19 protein-coding genes are annotated in these 16,176 nt (G+C 57.4%); 6 read left to right on the forward strand and 13 right to left on the reverse strand.

All coding sequences use genetic code 11. The annotated features are described in order from the left end of the window. Window positions 1–18: 18 nt before the first annotated feature. The gene (locus tag ACR0IU_RS13640; RefSeq protein ID WP_170771988.1) at window positions 19–1,017 is read left to right on the forward strand and encodes a polyprenyl synthetase family protein; all 999 of its coding nucleotides are present in this window, start codon (window positions 19–21) and stop codon (window positions 1,015–1,017) included. On the opposite strand, the gene ACR0IU_RS13645 is transcribed toward ACR0IU_RS13640, so the two are convergent. The 4 genes from ACR0IU_RS13645 to soxR all read right to left on the reverse strand — a co-directional run bounded on the left by ACR0IU_RS13645 (window position 1,010) and on the right by soxR (window position 5,876). Then, window positions 1,010–1,831: a 4-(cytidine 5'-diphospho)-2-C-methyl-D-erythritol kinase gene (locus tag ACR0IU_RS13645; RefSeq protein WP_480716625.1), complete on the reverse strand. Its 822-nt coding sequence runs from the start codon at window positions 1,829–1,831 to the stop codon at window positions 1,010–1,012. The two genes, ACR0IU_RS13640 and ACR0IU_RS13645, sit on opposite strands and share 8 nt — an antisense overlap. Continuing rightward, window positions 1,821–3,533: a tetratricopeptide repeat protein gene (locus tag ACR0IU_RS13650; protein ID WP_480716626.1), complete on the reverse strand. Its 1,713-nt coding sequence runs from the start codon at window positions 3,531–3,533 to the stop codon at window positions 1,821–1,823. Before ACR0IU_RS13650 ends, ACR0IU_RS13645 begins: the two co-directional genes overlap by 11 nt. A gap of 104 nt (window positions 3,534–3,637) precedes the next feature. After that, entirely contained in the window at window positions 3,638–5,284 is a 1,647-nt protein-coding gene (locus ACR0IU_RS13655; RefSeq protein ID WP_480716627.1) for an electron transfer flavoprotein-ubiquinone oxidoreductase, read from the reverse strand. Window positions 5,285–5,420: 136 nt separating this feature from the next. Further along, window positions 5,421–5,876, reverse strand: a complete 456-nt coding sequence (gene soxR, locus ACR0IU_RS13660) for a redox-sensitive transcriptional activator SoxR (RefSeq protein WP_010443641.1) — start codon at window positions 5,874–5,876, stop codon at window positions 5,421–5,423. An 88-nt stretch (window positions 5,877–5,964) separates the two neighbouring features. Between soxR and ACR0IU_RS13665 the strand changes: the two genes are divergently transcribed. From ACR0IU_RS13665 to ACR0IU_RS13675, 3 genes are all read left to right on the forward strand, one after another. Beyond that, on the forward strand, window positions 5,965–6,345 hold the full coding sequence (locus ACR0IU_RS13665; RefSeq protein ID WP_480716628.1) for a VOC family protein: 381 nt from the start codon (window positions 5,965–5,967) through the stop codon (window positions 6,343–6,345). A gap of 233 nt (window positions 6,346–6,578) precedes the next feature. Continuing rightward, entirely contained in the window at window positions 6,579–7,049 is a 471-nt protein-coding gene (gene greA / locus ACR0IU_RS13670; RefSeq protein WP_170544695.1) for a transcription elongation factor GreA, read from the forward strand. 14 nt (window positions 7,050–7,063) lie between these two features. Continuing rightward, on the forward strand, window positions 7,064–8,056 hold the full coding sequence (locus ACR0IU_RS13675) for a hypothetical protein (protein ID WP_170771998.1): 993 nt from the start codon (window positions 7,064–7,066) through the stop codon (window positions 8,054–8,056). Here the strand turns inward: ACR0IU_RS13675 and ACR0IU_RS13680 are convergent, their stop codons facing one another. Genes ACR0IU_RS13680 through ACR0IU_RS13695 form a run of 4 tightly spaced genes read right to left on the reverse strand, consistent with a single transcriptional unit; the run spans window position 8,057 to window position 11,397 of the window. Beyond that, window positions 8,057–9,322, reverse strand: a complete 1,266-nt coding sequence (locus ACR0IU_RS13680; RefSeq protein WP_480716629.1) for a molybdopterin-binding protein — start codon at window positions 9,320–9,322, stop codon at window positions 8,057–8,059. Beyond that, on the reverse strand, window positions 9,319–9,810 hold the full coding sequence (gene mobB, locus ACR0IU_RS13685) for a molybdopterin-guanine dinucleotide biosynthesis protein B (RefSeq protein WP_480716630.1): 492 nt from the start codon (window positions 9,808–9,810) through the stop codon (window positions 9,319–9,321). Before mobB ends, ACR0IU_RS13680 begins: the two co-directional genes overlap by 4 nt. Continuing rightward, on the reverse strand, window positions 9,807–10,463 hold the full coding sequence (gene mobA / locus ACR0IU_RS13690; protein ID WP_480716631.1) for a molybdenum cofactor guanylyltransferase MobA: 657 nt from the start codon (window positions 10,461–10,463) through the stop codon (window positions 9,807–9,809). Before mobA ends, mobB begins: the two co-directional genes overlap by 4 nt. Further along, window positions 10,456–11,397 (reverse strand): formate dehydrogenase accessory sulfurtransferase FdhD, encoded by a 942-nt coding sequence (locus ACR0IU_RS13695; RefSeq protein WP_480716632.1) that lies wholly within the window; start codon window positions 11,395–11,397, stop codon window positions 10,456–10,458. The genes mobA and ACR0IU_RS13695 overlap by 8 nt, the downstream gene beginning before the upstream one ends. Here ACR0IU_RS13695 and ACR0IU_RS13700 point away from each other — a divergent pair. Together ACR0IU_RS13700 and ACR0IU_RS13705 are read left to right on the forward strand one after the other, a co-directional pair. After that, on the forward strand, window positions 11,396–12,106 hold the full coding sequence (locus ACR0IU_RS13700) for an AzlC family ABC transporter permease (RefSeq protein WP_480716633.1): 711 nt from the start codon (window positions 11,396–11,398) through the stop codon (window positions 12,104–12,106). The genes ACR0IU_RS13695 and ACR0IU_RS13700 overlap by 2 nt on opposite strands. Continuing rightward, window positions 12,103–12,435 (forward strand): AzlD domain-containing protein, encoded by a 333-nt coding sequence (locus ACR0IU_RS13705; protein ID WP_480456143.1) that lies wholly within the window; start codon window positions 12,103–12,105, stop codon window positions 12,433–12,435. The genes ACR0IU_RS13700 and ACR0IU_RS13705 overlap by 4 nt, the downstream gene beginning before the upstream one ends. Here the strand turns inward: ACR0IU_RS13705 and ACR0IU_RS13710 are convergent. The 5 genes from ACR0IU_RS13710 to ACR0IU_RS13730 all read right to left on the reverse strand — a co-directional run bounded on the left by ACR0IU_RS13710 (window position 12,424) and on the right by ACR0IU_RS13730 (window position 16,176). Next, entirely contained in the window at window positions 12,424–13,056 is a 633-nt protein-coding gene (locus tag ACR0IU_RS13710) for a hypothetical protein (protein WP_480716634.1), read from the reverse strand. The two genes, ACR0IU_RS13705 and ACR0IU_RS13710, sit on opposite strands and share 12 nt — an antisense overlap. Window positions 13,057–13,079: 23 nt before the next feature. Then, a complete protein-coding gene (locus ACR0IU_RS13715) occupies window positions 13,080–13,214 on the reverse strand; it encodes an aa3-type cytochrome c oxidase subunit IV (protein WP_480456141.1) in 135 nt (44 codons plus the stop codon). A 68-nt stretch (window positions 13,215–13,282) separates the two neighbouring features. Next, window positions 13,283–13,837, reverse strand: a complete 555-nt coding sequence (locus ACR0IU_RS13720) for a hypothetical protein (protein ID WP_480456139.1) — start codon at window positions 13,835–13,837, stop codon at window positions 13,283–13,285. After that, on the reverse strand, window positions 13,824–15,662 hold the full coding sequence (locus ACR0IU_RS13725; RefSeq protein ID WP_480716635.1) for a glycerophosphodiester phosphodiesterase: 1,839 nt from the start codon (window positions 15,660–15,662) through the stop codon (window positions 13,824–13,826). Before ACR0IU_RS13725 ends, ACR0IU_RS13720 begins: the two co-directional genes overlap by 14 nt. A gap of 64 nt (window positions 15,663–15,726) precedes the next feature. Continuing rightward, window positions 15,727–16,176 carry a DUF6173 family protein gene (locus tag ACR0IU_RS13730; protein ID WP_170544721.1) on the reverse strand — a complete coding sequence of 150 codons (450 nt, stop codon included), beginning with the start codon at window positions 16,174–16,176 and terminating at the stop codon, window positions 15,727–15,729.

Raw genomic sequence — 16,176 nt, forward strand, 5'->3', positions numbered from 1 at the left:
CCTTGTATCAGGAGTGTGATGAGCGTCAGCACGATCTCGAAACCGCATGAGCGTCTGGCTGAGATGTTGGCGGGTGAAATGGCAGCGGTGAATACGCTGATTCGGACCCGAATGGCGTCGGAACATGCCCCACGCATCCCCGAAGTGACTGCACATCTGGTTGAGGCAGGTGGCAAACGCCTGCGCCCAATGCTGACGCTGGCTGCTGCACAGTTATTTGGCTATTCCGGCGACCATCACGTTAAGCTGGCCGCGACTGTCGAATTCATCCACACCGCGACCCTTTTGCATGACGACGTCGTGGACGAAAGCGGGCAGCGGCGTGGGCGGCCCACCGCAAACTTGCTATGGGACAACAAATCCAGCGTTCTGGTTGGCGACTATCTGTTTTCCCGCAGTTTCCAGCTGATGGTTGAAACGGGCTCGCTACGGGTTCTGGATATTCTGGCTAACGCGTCGGCCACGATCGCGGAAGGTGAAGTGCTGCAGATGACAGCAGCCACCGATCTGGGCACGGATGAGGGTGTCTATCTGCAAGTTGTACGCGGGAAGACTGCTGCGCTTTTCTCGGCTGCAACCGAAGTTGGTGGTGTCATTGCCGGCGCAAACGATGCTCAAGTCAAAGCGCTTTATGATTATGGTGATGCGCTTGGGGTTGCCTTCCAGATCGCTGATGATCTTTTGGATTATCAAGGTGATAGCGCGGTCACCGGCAAGAATGTCGGTGATGACTTCCGCGAGCGAAAGTTAACACTGCCCGTCATCAAAGCTGTGGCGCAAGCCACCGCGGATGAACATGCTTTCTGGGAACGCACGATAGGGCGCGGACGTCAGGAAGAAGGCGATCTGGACTACGCCCTATCGCTGATGGCCAAATACCGCACGCTGGAAGCTACCCGCGCAGATGCGTTCGGCTGGGCAGCCAAGGCGAAGGCGTCATTGGAAGCCGTTCCTGACCACGAAATCCGCACACTGCTAGGCGATCTGGCGGACTATGTTGTTTCGCGCCTCAACTAAGCATTGTCGCGCGGCACCACCAGTTGGGTTGCGCGGCTCCGATCTCGTAGGCGGCGAAATGGGCCGCTTTCAGGGTTGGATAGAGCGCGATACAGGTAGAGCCTGAACCTGACATGCGGGTCAGTAACACGCCGCGCGTATCGCTCAGTGCATCAAGGACAGCTGCAATTCCCGGCGCTACCGTCATCGCTGGCGCTTCAAGGTCATTGCGCTGATCCCGTAGCCACGCCGCGCAATCTTCTGGTGTTTTGAACGTAGGAATTCTCGCTGGCATCGGCGCGTTCTCTCGACTTTGAAGCGCAGAAAACACAGGTCCGGTTGGAACTGCGATCCCCGGATTAACAAGAAGAACTGGCAATGGCGGCAAATTAATCGGTTCGATCTGCTCACCTATACCTCGCATTCGCGCCGCAGCAGCGTATAGGCATGCCGGGACATCTGCCCCCAGCGACAAGGCAATATCATTTGCGTTTATGGACCCCTGAGTCGTCGCCGTGCGCAGGACCGCGGCTGCGTCCGAAGACCCGCCTCCGATACCGCCGCCATGGGGCAGTTGCTTGTCTAGAAGAATGCTGCCGGCCCAGCCTGCCGCCTCCGCAGCCTGCCAGACCAGATTGCTATGGTTGATTGGCACACCGCTCGAGAACTCGCCTTCTACCGACAACGCCAGCTTGGGTCCCGAAGAAAAGCTAAGTCGATCCCCGACATCTGCGAAGGCAACCATCGAATCCAGCAGATGATAGCCATCATCTCGCTGGCCGATTACATGCAGGGTCAGGTTGATTTTGGCGGGGGCAAATGCCTCAGCCTTCATTGGCGACCTTCAATGGCTCAGCGCCCTCTTCGTGCAAGACAGTATCCAGCCCTACCTCAATCTTACGACGAATACGCTCAGGATCGGCCTCTCCATCGGTGTCTTCAGGGTCGATGAAGGACAGGGCACGTTTCCACTGAAACTCCGCCTCGCGAGCACGACCGACAGCCCAATAAACATCGCCCAGATGATCATTCACCACCGGATCGACAGGCATCAGCTCAACGGCTCGCTCCATGTGATCAACCGCCTCGTCATACCGGCCCAGGCGGAACAACACCCACCCTAAACTGTCGACAATATAGCCGCTGTCCGGCCGCGCAGCGACCGCGCGTTCTATCATCTCAAGCGCTTCGTCCAGCTTCTCTTTTCGTTCAACCAACGAATACCCCAGATAGTTCAGCACCTGCGGTTGATCCGGGTTCAACTCAAGCGCGCGTCGGAAATCGGCCTCGGCCATCTCCCAGTTCTTGAGACGTTCATGGGATATCCCGCGTGCATAGTGCAGGAACCAATTGCTGCCTGCACCTTCCTCAGTCAAAGCAATGGCCTTGTCATATGACGTAACCGCCGCCGCATAATCTTCCTGCTGACGCCGAAGGTCTGCCAAAGCCACATGTACACCCGGCAAATCGGGGCTCTGCGCTGCGAGGTTTTGCAACACTTCAGCGGCCGCATCTTTGCGATCGGAACGGCTGAGCACTTCGGCGCGCCCCAACTCGGCAGCGTGATAGTCGCTGCTTGTCGGTGGTACCTGCCGATAGACATCAACGGCAAGATCATATTGCTCCAGACCGTCCAAAAGCTCTGCGCTCAACAGGATCGCGTCGATGTGGTCTGAGCGCAGGAACGTCGCGGCCCTAATATAGAGGAGTACATAGTCGGGCGCGGCCTCTGCGCTCAGTGCTGCACCCACTGAATAGAACACTTCGGCCATGCCATCCTGTGCAGATCGCACATGTGTAAACGGCAACGTTTCGCCATTAGTCAGGCGACTTACATACCCTTCAATGGTTGGGTCACTTCCTGCAGCGAACACATCTTCAAGGAATTGAAGCGCATCTTCGTTGCGGTCGAGTTGTGACAAAACTTCGGTTCGCGACAACGCCGCGCGGCGCGAGAAGCGGGCAACAGCACCATTATCGGCCTCAAAAATCGCTTCGGACCCTTCGAAATCCCCGACCGATGCCAAGGCCATAGCCTTATGGTAGAGCGCAAATTCTTTAAGCCCTTCCTGCGTGGAAACCGCATCAAATTCTTCCATCGCCTTGGACATGGCACCCTGCGCCATGTGTGTCCATGCGATCAACAGACCATCGACCAAAGGACCAACCCCCTGTGTCTCAGGGTCACGGGCCAGAAATTCATCCAGCTCTCCGCTTGCAAGCAAATTCGCCGAGATCACCATCCGGGCAGCCTGGCTGGGTAAATCTTGTTCTTCGATAGCATTCGCAACCGGCAAGGCACGCTCGATTTCACCCAGAGCCAACCGCGCTACAACAACGTTTTCTAACAGTTTTGCGTTTTTAGGATCTGCTTGAAGCGCCTGCGAATAATACCGCTCGGCGGCTGGATAGTCGCTTTGATAAATCGCCTGCCGCCCTGCCAAATACGACCCCGACCCGGAATCGGCTACCGCCGGGAGCGTTATTGCTGCGCTGAGAATGACGGCCAATGCCGTACGTCTTACCAGGGAAACCACCGATTGCCTGCCTTACTGTCGTTGACTGAAGGATAAGCTAGGGCTTTGGTGGGCGAAGGGCAATGGCAGAGCCTTCACGACCCTGCCAACGCCCATGTTCTTGCCTACATATTGGGGTAGTTCGGTCCGTCGCCGCCCTGCGGCGTGGTCCAGGTGATGTTCTGGCTGGGATCCTTGATGTCGCAGGTCTTACAGTGAACACAGTTCTGGAAATTGATGACGAATCGCGGACCGTTTTCATCCTCGACCATTTCATAGACGCCTGCGGGGCAATAACGCTGCGCCGGTTCATCAAATTTAGGCAGGTTGACCTTCACCGGTATTTCCGGGTCGGCCAGTTTCAGATGGCAAGGCTGGCTTTCCTCGTGATTGGTGGCCGCAAACGATACATTCGTCAGGCGATCAAAGGAAAGTGTACCGTCTGGTTTCGGATAATCGATCGGTTGATGCTTGCTGGCATCTTCGGTCGATTCCGCGTCATTCTTACCGTGGCCCAGCGTGCCCAGCAGCGAAAAGCCCAGCGTGTTGGTCCACATGTCCATGCCTCCCAGCACCAGGCTGGCAGTCAGGCCATATTTCGACCACAGCGGCTTGACATTCCGCACCTTCTTCAGGTCGGCGCCAATTGCGCCTTCACGAACGTCAGCCTCATAGGCGGTCAACTCATCGCCCGAACGCTCGGCCTTGATGGCGTCATAAGCGGCCTCAGCCGCTGCTTTACCCGACAGCATGGCGTTGTGGTTGCCCTTGATGCGAGGCACGTTGACCATGCCCGCCGAACAGCCCAGCAGCGCCACACCCGGAGCCACCAGTTTCGGCATCGACTGATAGCCGCCCTCGGTGATCGCGCGCGCGCCGTAAGCAACGCGCTTGCCGCCATTCAGCAGCTCGGCCACCATCGGGTGATGCTTGAAGCGCTGGAATTCCATGTAGGGGTACAGGTGTGGGTTCTTGTAGTTCAGGTGAACCACAAAACCGACATAGACCTGATTGTTTTCAAGGTGATAGATGAACGACCCGCCACCCGCGTTGCTGCCCAGTGGCCAGCCCATGGTGTGCGTGACGCTGCCTTCTTTGTGCTTGGCCGGGTCGATCTCCCAGATCTCTTTCATGCCGACGCCGTATTTCTGCGGCTCTTTACCGGCAGACAGGTCGTATTTGGCGATGACTTCCTTGGACAGTGAACCGCGCACGCCTTCCGACAGGAAGACGTATTTACCGTGCAGCTCCATACCCGGCTCAGTGTTAGGACCGTAAGAACCGTCGGCCTCTAGGCCAAAAACACCGGCCACGACGCCTTTGACTTCACCGTTTTCACCGTAGACCAGCTCAGAACAGGCCATGCCGGGGAATATTTCGACGCCCAGTTCCTCGGCCTGTTCGGCCATCCAGCGGCAGACATTGCCCATCGAGACGATGTAGTTGCCGTGGTTGTTCATCAGCGGCGGCATCGGGAAGTTGGGGATACGGATCTGACCCGCCTCACCCAGCATGTAGAAGTTGTCTTCATGCACAGGTACGTTCAGCGGGGCACCCTTTTCCTTCCAATCGGGGATAAGAGCATCCAAGCCACACGGATCCAGAACCGCACCCGACAGGATATGCGCGCCCACTTCCGAGCCCTTCTCCAGAACCACGACATTCAGGTCGGCATCCAGCTGTTTCAGACGGATGGCCGCCGACAGGCCCGCGGGGCCTGCACCCACGATCACCACGTCGTATTCCATCGCTTCGCGTTCAATCTCGGCCATCGCGGGCTCCTTAGCTAACTTTCCGAATTGGCGCTTTCACCGCTTGGTCGGCGCAATATTGTTTCACGGCTGATTACATGGTCGGAAAGACTTTGGTCAATCGAAACACGGCGTAACAATGACGCTATTCGACACATCAAGCCTCTGGCGCATCGCCCATCAGGTATCTGGGACCACTACCATGGGATTTTGCCCTGTCATCGGGGTTGTAAAGCTTACATTTAGGCAAGCTGAGACAGCCGCAGCCGATACAGCCGTCCAGATTGTCGCGCAACCGCATCAGCGTATCGATTCGCTGATCCAGCCGGGTGCGCAGCCCTTCGCTGATGTTTTTCCAGTCCTGCGGCGTCGGTGTTCGATTACCGGGCAGTTCCAAAAGCACTTCTCGTATTTCTGGCAGGGTCAGGCCGAACTGCTGTGCGATCATCACAAAACTTAGCCGTCGAATATCGGCACGCTGATACCGTCGCTGACCACCCGCGTTTCGCCACGGAGATATCAAACCCTGCGCTTCATAGTACCGGATCGCCGACACAGCTAACCCCGTCCGTCGAGCCAAAGCACCAATCGCTAATCCTTCGGAAACAGCCATAACATTCTCCAATAAAATCCCTTGACCTAAAGTTAGGTTTAGAAATTACGGTGAGTCGGGACAAGCCTTAAATCAGGAAGGAGATCCTATGATGGCGACTCTGGAACATACCAACTTCACGGTCCGCGACCCAAAGGCATCTGCGGCGTGGATGCAGAAAGTCTTTGACTGGAAAACACGCTGGGAAGGCCCGGCCATAGCCGGTGGCTACACAGTGCATGTGGGCAGTGCGCACACCTATCTGGCGCTCTACGCCCCCGATGATCCGAAACCATTAGGTGAAAGCAGCTATGATATCGTGGGTGGATTGAACCATGTGGGCGTGCTGGTCGAAGATATCGAAGCCACCGAAGAAAAGGTTCGCAAAGCAGGGTTCAAACCTCACAACCACGCTGATTATGAGCCCGGGCGGCGCTTCTATTTCCGCGACGACAACGGCATCGAATTCGAGGTGGTTCAGTATGATTGAGATGTTGTGGCTTGGGCACGATGCCAGCCGTTGGCGACGCGGGGAGCTGTTGGGGCAGCGCCACCGGCGCAATCAACCTCCTAAACGGCGGCGCTAAGTTGCGAGTTTACTGACAACCCGCGCCTCCCCTCTTGCAATTCACGCTCCATTTGGGTCAGGTAATTGCCAACCCATCCTTCGCCCCGACGCTTTTGTGCGGCGGGGCGTAACATTTATGCGTGGACGACAAGACTATGGAAAAGATCCCCATGACGCCTTCGGGCAATGCCGCGCTCGAGGCAGAGCTGAAAAACCTGAAATCCGTCGAGCGCCCGGCGATCATCGAGGCGATTGCCTCAGCCCGCGAACTCGGTGACCTGAAAGAGAACGCGGAATACCATTCCGCTCGTGAAAAGCAAGGCTTTATCGAGGGCCGCATCAAAGAGCTTGAGGGCATCCTGTCGCTTGCCGACGTCATCGATCCCGCCAAGCTGTCGGGTGCGATCAAGTTTGGCGCCAAGGTGACATTGGTTGATGAAGATACCGACGAAGAAAAGACCTGGCAGATCGTCGGTGAGTATGAAGCCAATATTGAAAATGGCCTCCTGAATATCAAATCCCCGATCGCCCGCGCCCTGATCGGCAAAGAAGAAGGCGACAGTGTCGAGGTTCGCACCCCCGGCGGTGTACGCTCTTACGAAGTTCTGAGTATCAAATACGCCTGACCGGAGCATTTATCATGTCAGGGTCTGAGCCCGAGCAAGAACCCGAGAAACCGACCTCGCTGGGAATTTACGATCGGCCCGCGCATCCCTCGATTACCGAGATCGAGATCGCGGCTGTTGTGCTCAGCCTGATCTGGCTGGTGGTGTCAGTAGTATTTCTGGTGCTACCCGGGGCACAGGAAGGCGGATTTATCGTCACATTTCTGGCGGTGTTTATGCCAGTGGCGATGATCTGGGTTGCAGCGTTGGCGATGCGCGCCAGTCGCGTTATGCGCGAAGAAAGCGCGCGTCTGCAAACCGCTATCGACGCAATCCGCAACAGCTATGTGGTGCAACAACAGCGCGCGACCAGCACCTATGAACCGATGGTCGGCAAGAAACTGGATGAAATCGCCGAAAGTGCCAAAAAGACCGAGAGCGCATTAGCGACATTCTCAACCAATCGCAGCGAACCTGCGCGCGCCAGCAAGCCTGCATCCGAACCTGCAAATCAAACCACCTTGGAACTTGGCACGCCTGCGGAAGAGATTGCGGCCCCGTTGCCAACCAACATCTTCATCCGCGCCCTGAACTTCCCTGAAACGCAGAGCGATGAGGCGGGTTTCGACGCGCTGCGTCTTGCGTTGAAGGATCGCAAGGCATCGCAACTTGTTCAGGCCTCACAGGATGTTCTGACCCTGCTTAGTCAGGAAGGCATCTATATGGATGACCTGCGCCCCGATATGGCCCGGCCCGAGATCTGGCGGCAGTTTGCGCAAGGCGCCCGCGGGCGTTCGGTGGCTGCGTTGGGCGGTATCCGGGACCGGTCTTCGCTGGCGCTGACGGCGGCGCGGATGAAACAGGATCCGATCTTTCGCGATGCGGCACACCATTTCCTGCGGCGCTTCGATCACATGATCGTTGAGTTCGAACCCGACGCCAGCGACGCCGAACTGAACGCATTGGGTGAGACGCGTACCGCGCGCGCTTTTATGCTGCTGGGACGGGTTGCAGGGACGTTCGACTGATTAGAGCCCAAAGCTTCCGTAGGGGATAAATCGTACTGGATCACCCGGCTGAATATCACGCGCACCGTCCTCGATTTCAACCAGCCCTTCGGCCCAGCTCAGCCCGCTTATCCGGCCGGACCCTTCTGAATGAAACACCTCGGCCCGTCCTTCACGGATGCGGGCGCGCAGATATTCGCGGCGACCCGGTTTCTTGCGCTTTTCAAATGCGGCAGGCACGTCGAACCCTTGCGGTTCCTGCCAACCTGCTCCGGCCATCAAGCTCAGCGCGGGGCGGGCGAATACCAACGTGCAGACCATTGCGGCCACCGGATTGCCGGGCAGGCCGAACACCGGCGTTTGATCCCACATGCCCAACGCCAAAGGCCGTCCGGGTTTCAGCGCGATGCGCCATTCCTGCATCGCCCCGGCCTCTTGCAACAGGGCTGAGACGTGATCTTCATCCCCGGCAGAGGCCCCACCGCTGGTCAGGATCACATCCACCCGCCGAGCGGCTTGATCCAGATGATCCTCCAACGCCTCCCGGCTGTCCTCGGCGCTACCAAGATCAACCGGTTCAAACCCCATTCGTTCGACCAGCGATAACAGCATCGGACGGTTGGCGTCGTAGATTTGCCCTGGTGCGGCAATGTCACCGGGCTCGACCAATTCGTCCCCGGTCGACAGCACCCCGACGCGCAGCACTTTGTACACCGACACTTCGGCCAACCCTATTGCCGACAAAAGTGCCAAATCAGCGGGTGTCAGCCATCGCCCTGCAGGCAAGGCCAGCGCACCTTCGACCACGTCTTCGCCAGCCTTTCGTGCGTTTGCACCTTTTTTCAATGGACCTCGGAACGCAATGTGACCCTGATCGAGGGTCACATCCTCTTCCAGAATAACCGTATCAACACCCTCCGGAAGCGCAGCCCCGGTCAACACGCGTACGGCATGGCCCGAGGGAACCTTACCGCCAAACGGAACACCGGCCGCTGCGCGACCTTCAACCAAGGGCAAGACACAAGGGCCATCCGCCACTGGTCCAGCAAATCCGTATCCATCAACAGCGGTGTTGGGCTGTGGTGGGTTTGACCGTTTGGCCTGCACATCTTCTGCCAGAATGCGACCGGCGGCCTGCATCAGCGGCGCGCTTTCGACCCCTGTTACGACGGCCAATCTTTCCCGTAGCAATGCCAGTGCGTCGTCGACCGGCGTCCAGTTCACCCCGGCGGGCAAGGCAAAGCAATCATTGCGCAGGGGTGGAGGCGATATGTCTGGCTTGCTCAAAGTCCGACCTCCCCAAGAATGAAATCAGCAATTGCCGCCGTATCGTTCAAATCAAAAACAGGGCGATCCAGCTTCAATGGCGTATCACTGGCAACCGCACGGATCGAGTCATCTTCCGTCGCGATCAGCGGGTTTCCAGGCGCTGTACGAAATGCCTCCACTTTGGGGTGGTGTTCACGCTTGAACCCTTCAATCAGCACCAGATCAACCGGAGACAAGCGTGCCAACAAGATATCCAGTTTTGGCTCTGGTGCCCCGCGCAATTCCTGCATCAGAGCAACACGCTGACCCGATGCCAAAAGCACTTCGGACGCCCCAGCCACGCGATGCCGGTAGCTGTCTGTTCCCGGCTGGTCGACATCGACACTGTGGTGGGCATGTTTAACGGTAGAGACGGTAAACCCACGTCCAGTGATTTCGACCACCAGCCGCTCTACCAGCCCGGTTTTGCCCGCGTTTTTCCAACCGATGACGCCGTAGAGTCTCATGCCAGCTCCAACAGAGTTTCAGCGCGGGCCAGATCATCGGGTGTGTTGACGTTGAAGAAGGGATCAAACGGCTGGGCCGAAAACAGCGCTTCTCGCCCGTCGTGCTGATCAGTCCAAAGGACGACCTTGCGCAAACCACCCTCAAGTGCCGCCCGCAGATCATCGCGCAACGCAACAGGCCAGAGACCAAATGTCGGGTGCCTGTTCACTCGCCTGGACCCGCCAGATTTCAAAGCCTCTTCGCCAGTTCGCGGAGTGGTTGCCAGAACAAGAGGGTGCTTTTGCCCTTCAGAAGCCCGCACCAGTTGCGCCACCAGATCTCGCGGAAAGAACGGTGTATCAGCGGCGACTGTCACAATGGACTGGGTACCCTGTTCTGCAGCCCAATCAAGTCCAGCGAGAACACCGGCAAGTGGTCCCGCAAAGCCATCGATCGAATCCGCAATCACAGGCAAACCCAGTTCATTGAATCGCAATGCATCCCCGTTGGCATTCAGAGCCAGAGCCTCGACCTGAGGCGAGAACCTATTGATCACACGATCCAGCAGGCTAACCCCACCGATCTGCAACAACCCCTTGTCGCCTCCCCCCATGCGGGTCGCCAGGCCACCTGCCAAAATAACGCCCAACAGTTTTGGTGTCCGTTCAGCCATTGGCACTTTTCCTGCGATGCTTCGTGTCCTCGGCAGCCACGGATGCGGGATCAACGTCACGTACCAAACGGTCTTCGCCAGACAAACATACAAACCGCTGCCCGCGCATGCGACCGATCAGCGTCAGGCCGACCTCTCGCGCGATTTCAACGCCCCAGGCGGTGAAACCCGACCGCGAAGCGAGTACCGGGATCCCCATCATTGCCGTTTTGATCACCATCTCCGAGGTCAGGCGACCGGTTGTATAGAGGATCTTGTCTGCGGCGCCCTCTCCCTCGGACAACATCCAGCCCGCGATCTTGTCGACGGCGTTGTGACGGCCCACATCCTCCATATAGACCAGCGGGCGGCTCTCACGGCACAGCACGGTGCCATGGATCGCCCCGGCCTCAAGATACAGCGACGGCGTGCGATTGATCTTGGATGCCAGATCATAGAGCCACGAGGTGCGCACCGAGACCTGCGGCAAAAGCACGTCCTCCAACCCCTCCATCATGTCGCCAAAAACGGTACCCACTGCGCAGCCACTTGTCCGCGTCTTCTTCTTTAGTTTGTCCTCATACGAAGTCTCACGCGCTGTGCGCACGACAACGGTTTCCAGATCATCGTCGTAATCAACCCGCGTGATCTGATCATCGGCCAGCAGCATGCCCTGATTACGCAGAAACCCCAGTGCGAGATATTCGGGGTAGTCACCGATAGTCATCGCGGTCACGATTTCCTGCGAATTCAGAAAGATCGTCAACGGGCGCTCCTCGACTACCGAGATCTGGCTGACCTCTCCATTCTGATCTACGCCTTCCACCGCACGGGTCAGTCGCGCCGCGCCCGGATCAGGGGCAATAAGGTAGTCTGACAGGTCGAATTCCTTGGCCAATTGCAACCCCTTCCCAAGACGGCTACTGCTGCTCGCAACACCATAGGATTTAGCCATGGCCTCTGCCACACCCAAGTCATACTTCTGGAAAGGTTTTCGCGACGGGGCACCATTCGTCTTCGTCGCCATGCCGTTCGGCCTGCTGTTCGGAGTCTTTGCAACCGAGGCGGGGTTGAACATCATTCAGACCATGGCCTTTTCCGCCACCGTGTTTGCGGGTGCTGCGCAATTCACCGCATTGCAATTGCTGCAGGACAATACGCCCACCGTGATCGTCCTGATTTCTGCGCTGGCGGTGAATTTGAGGGTTGCAATGTATTCGGCCTCGCTAACGCCCTATCTGGGCGCAGCGCCACTGTGGCAGCGCGCCTGCGCGGCCTATCTGATCGTCGATCAATCCTATGCCTGCTCGATGATCCGGTTTGAAAAAGAACCCGATATGACCGTGCCACAGCGCATGATCTATTTCTTTGGCTCGGTCACACCGATTACGCCGCTTTGGGTCTTGGGCACGTATCTGGGCGCGGTTCTGGGAACGCAGATACCAGAAAGTTGGGCCTTGGATTTCGCATTGCCAATCACCTTTCTAGCCATGATCGGACCAATGATGCGCACGTTGGCCCATGTGGTGGCGGCATTGGTTGCGATCGTGGTGGCCTTGCTGACGGTTGCTGTGCCCTTCAATCTAGGCCTTCTAATCGCAGGTGCCGCAGGAATGGTCGCCGGTGCACAGGTCGAACTGATGCTGGAACGGAATAAGTCATGACGCAGATCGATAGCACCACCATCTGGATCATAATCATCGGCCTTGCGATTGGCAGCTACCTTCTAAGATTCACATTTATCGGTCTGGTTGGGGATCGCCCGATGCCGCCCTGGCTGCTGCGCCACCTGCGCTATACGGCAGTCGCGATTATTCCTGCCCTGATCGCGCCACTTGTGGTCTGGCCATCCGCCACCGACGGCCAGCCTGATTTGCCGCGCATGTCAGCTGCTGCTGTTGCGTTAACAGTCGGGTACGTCACAAAGAACGTTCTGGCGGCGATTTTTACGGGCGCCGCCACGCTTTATGGTTTGCTCTACCTAGTTGGTTGAGGCTGCTTCAATCTGGTTCAAGCGCGCGTTGTTTTCGGCCAGACCCTGCTGCAGATCGGCCGAGTCACTTTCGCGATACTCCGTCGTGACAACACCCGGTATCTGACCAAACTGGTCGGACAGTTTCACCGGATAGAATGTGGTTCTGATTTGCTCGAACCCTGGAACCTGCTGCAAAAGCTGTGCCGTTGAATTCGCGCAGAATGCCCCGGCAACTGGACCCATCTGTTTGGCCAGTTGAAGCGCGATTTCCGCCTGTTGCGGCGTCACTTGGATAGTTTGGATACGGGCATAATGCGTCTCGCGCGCGTGACTGCTGCGATAGGCACGCTCGACATTTGGCGTAATGCCATAAAGCACATCGTTCTTTATCGGTACTACGTCGGCACGAAAGGATCCCGCAGGATCAAAAATCACCCTCTCGCTACCACTGATCATCAGCGACGTATGCGCCCCCGACCCGGTGCGCGTGCTGATCATTGTATAGAGCGTCAGTGTCGCCGGCCCCGGATCACGATAGGACCGGGATGCGATTTCAGAGGACTCAGCCTGCGGGCGCTGTGAACCAGCGCACCCAGCAACTGTCGCCGCCAGCAGACAGGCTATTAAAATCCTGAACATGGGTGGTACGCCGCAGAAAATGATCAGGCAGCAAATACCGCCAGGAAAATGCAAAGGAAGATACTTGCCACCACAAACCAGGTGGTGAATTTGATGAACCCGTCGAAGGTTTTGGTTTGAACGGTGATGTCCATCTCGCCGTGCTTATGTTCAGCCATGTTTCAAAGAATCCCAATTCGCGTGTTTGGAATGCTGAATAATGTAAAAATCAGGGCCTGTCACGACGTCATTCGCGCGCAGTTGGACCAAAGATCGTGCAGCCGAGATAACCAAACCCCCAGCGCCAGGGCAGACCGCTGCACGGACCACCACCAAAGCGTACCGCAAGGAACATTGCCTCGGATGTAATCGAATGGACCGAGCGAATCTGATCCGGCGTCATATCATAGCGCGCAGCATAGTCCTCGGCATGGGTATCACCGTGGGCTTCGACGCAAAGGCGCAGTCCTTCATCAGCAGCAAGACGCGCATCAAAACTGGCTTCGGCCTGTGACGCACCACCCGCGTTATGATAGGCGCGATCATGTGTGACGCAGCAATACTCCCACGGGGGATGCTCTTCGTACAGCAAGCTGAACTTGGGGAAGGTCTCAGCGACTAGTCGCCAACTTGACGATAATCCACCCGAGCAGCCATCGGTTTCAAACGGGGTCAACTCAGCGCCTTCCATCGACTCGACTAACGCCCTGTGCGCGGGCATTTCAACGCTGCGCATCAAGTCCTGCGCATTGGCGGGAAGCACGCAGCAGGCCAAAAGTGCGGCGAGTCTATGGGTTTGCATCGCGCATCTCAGTGGTTTCGATCGACAGGCCAAAGGTCGTTGCCAGCCACAACATCAACCGCTCCCCCGGTCCCATTTCAGCGCGGATGCGCAACACTTCGCGGGCCATCGCGGGACGGTCGGTAATCAGCCCATCGACCCCCATCGAGGCCATGGCCGACATTTGCAATGGGTCGTTCACCGTCCAGACATAGATATCCTTGCCCGCATCGTGGACCGATCGGATCAGACCCGGCGAAACCGTTGCTGCGTTCACAGCTACAAAATCGCCCTCAAGCCCCGACAAATTGCCAATCGCGGTGGCGGCCAATACTCCTGCGCGCCAATCCGGGCGCAGCGCTTTCATTTTCTGCACCGCAGGATACTTCAGGGACATGGTGGCGATATCGTCTTGCATCTCAAGTTCTTCGACAATCGCAGCGACGCGGTTTTCCAGATCGACGTCATGGCCGTAGTATTTCAGCTCGATAATGACTTTGGACTTACCTTTGGCAGCCTCAAGCACATCATACAGCGTCGGCGTCCGTTCCGAGGCGTATTCCGGGCCGAACCAACTGCCGATATCGATCTCGGCCACATCCTCCATCGTCGCATCCCAGACCTTGAGCGGCACACCGGCCAATTTCATAAAATCACTGTCATGCGCGATGATAACCACACCGTCTGCTGTTTCCTGAACATCGATCTCGACCCAGTCGGCGCCATCTTCGATCGCCTTCAACACCGCAGCCATGGTGTTTTCCGGCCGTATCGCCGCCGCGCCCCGATGCCCGATGACATCGGCATGGTCGGGCGCTTGAATACGCTCGAGCAATTCCTGCCCGGACCATAGGCCGATCAGCAAAGCAATAGTTGCGCCACCCACAACCGCATAGAGCGGCGCGCGTAGGTTGCCCGGCTCCGGGTGGGGAACCTCGTTGGCTTGCGTTTCGAAGAACCCATCCAACAATACCGCCAGTGCACCCAGTGCTATTGCAGCGAGCACAAGCCCTGCTAATGACCACAAGCCCGCGACAATGAAGCTGAAAATCAGCGCAAAACGCAGGTTCGCGCTTTCTTGCAACGGCACGAGATCGAACAGCACCCCGGCGGCACCCGCGATGAGCGCCGCAATGACCAGACGGATCGCAAGCCAAAGGGCCAGTTCGATCTTAAGGCGGCCGCGTTTGCCCTCCATCCGATCGGTACTAGTCGCGAAGGCTTCGGCAGGTTTGCAATCTTCAAACAACACCAGATGCAGAGCCAGCGCCCAAGCAGAAAGCCTGCGGATCAGAACCCAGGCCAGGCAGAGCACCACAAAGCCGATCAGCACCACTGCAACCCAGAATGAGGGCGGATGGAAGGTGAGGTAATAGTTGATGTCGTATTCCGTCAGCGTCCACCACGCGATCACGCCTGCCACAGCGACGAAGGGCAGCGCCAGAACCAGCACACGCAGAATGAACCGCGCAGCAAATCCGAAAAGCGCAGGTACGCGCGTCAAAATCAGGCGAATCGAAGCGCTGCCTGCGCGCCACGGGTCGTTCTCACCCATTCGCAGCGATCCTGCCATAACAGAGAAAACAAAGACTTCAGCAAGCAGGAACAGGCTGAGCACCGCAACCGCCGCGACGAACCCTGCAGGCGACAGCAAAAACATAGCAATGTCCTGGTCTGTCAATGCGGATTGATCCGACAGTGAAACGGCCAGATTGACGGCAATGGCAACGCCGGGGGCGATCAATGCAACCAGCAACAACCGCACAGCAACATACACAGGCACAAAGACACGCCGCTGGGCCCAAGCGCCGCGATAGGCGGTTGTTACGGCTGAGAAATTGGTCACGCGGCGCCCTCCTGAATGGTGAACTCATTCAAGGCTGCGAAAGCGTGAATTGCAAGGGTGCGCGTTAGCTGTCTTCCAGATCAGCCGCCAGCCGGAATCCGATGCGATTGGCCGGTTTGTCTTCGACCGTCTTGGGCAATGCGCGCAGCATCACATTCAACTGGCTGACATGCTGAACCAGCTGGGTTTTGGCCCCGCCGCCGTCCGAGCCATAAAAGGTGATGATATCGGGATCAAAGTAGCCCATGCCCTCGATCCGCATGACACCCGCGTCGCCCCCGGTAAAGCCCATGGCAACCTCGTGATCGCCATCCAACGTCTTTTCGAAATTCTGGATATACATGATCAGCCGCTCATAGGCCCATTGAGCAGGGCTCTTGGTTTCAACCGGCTTTTGCAACGGCTTTGGCAAATCTTTGTTACCCGATGCCGCATCGGGGTTGGCGTGTACCTCATAGCAACGGGGTAATGCTGCGGATTCGGCGGCTTCCGCCGATGTTTCGATCTTGTCCAT

The sequence above is a fragment of the Ruegeria sp. CL5 genome, from assembly GCF_056536485.1.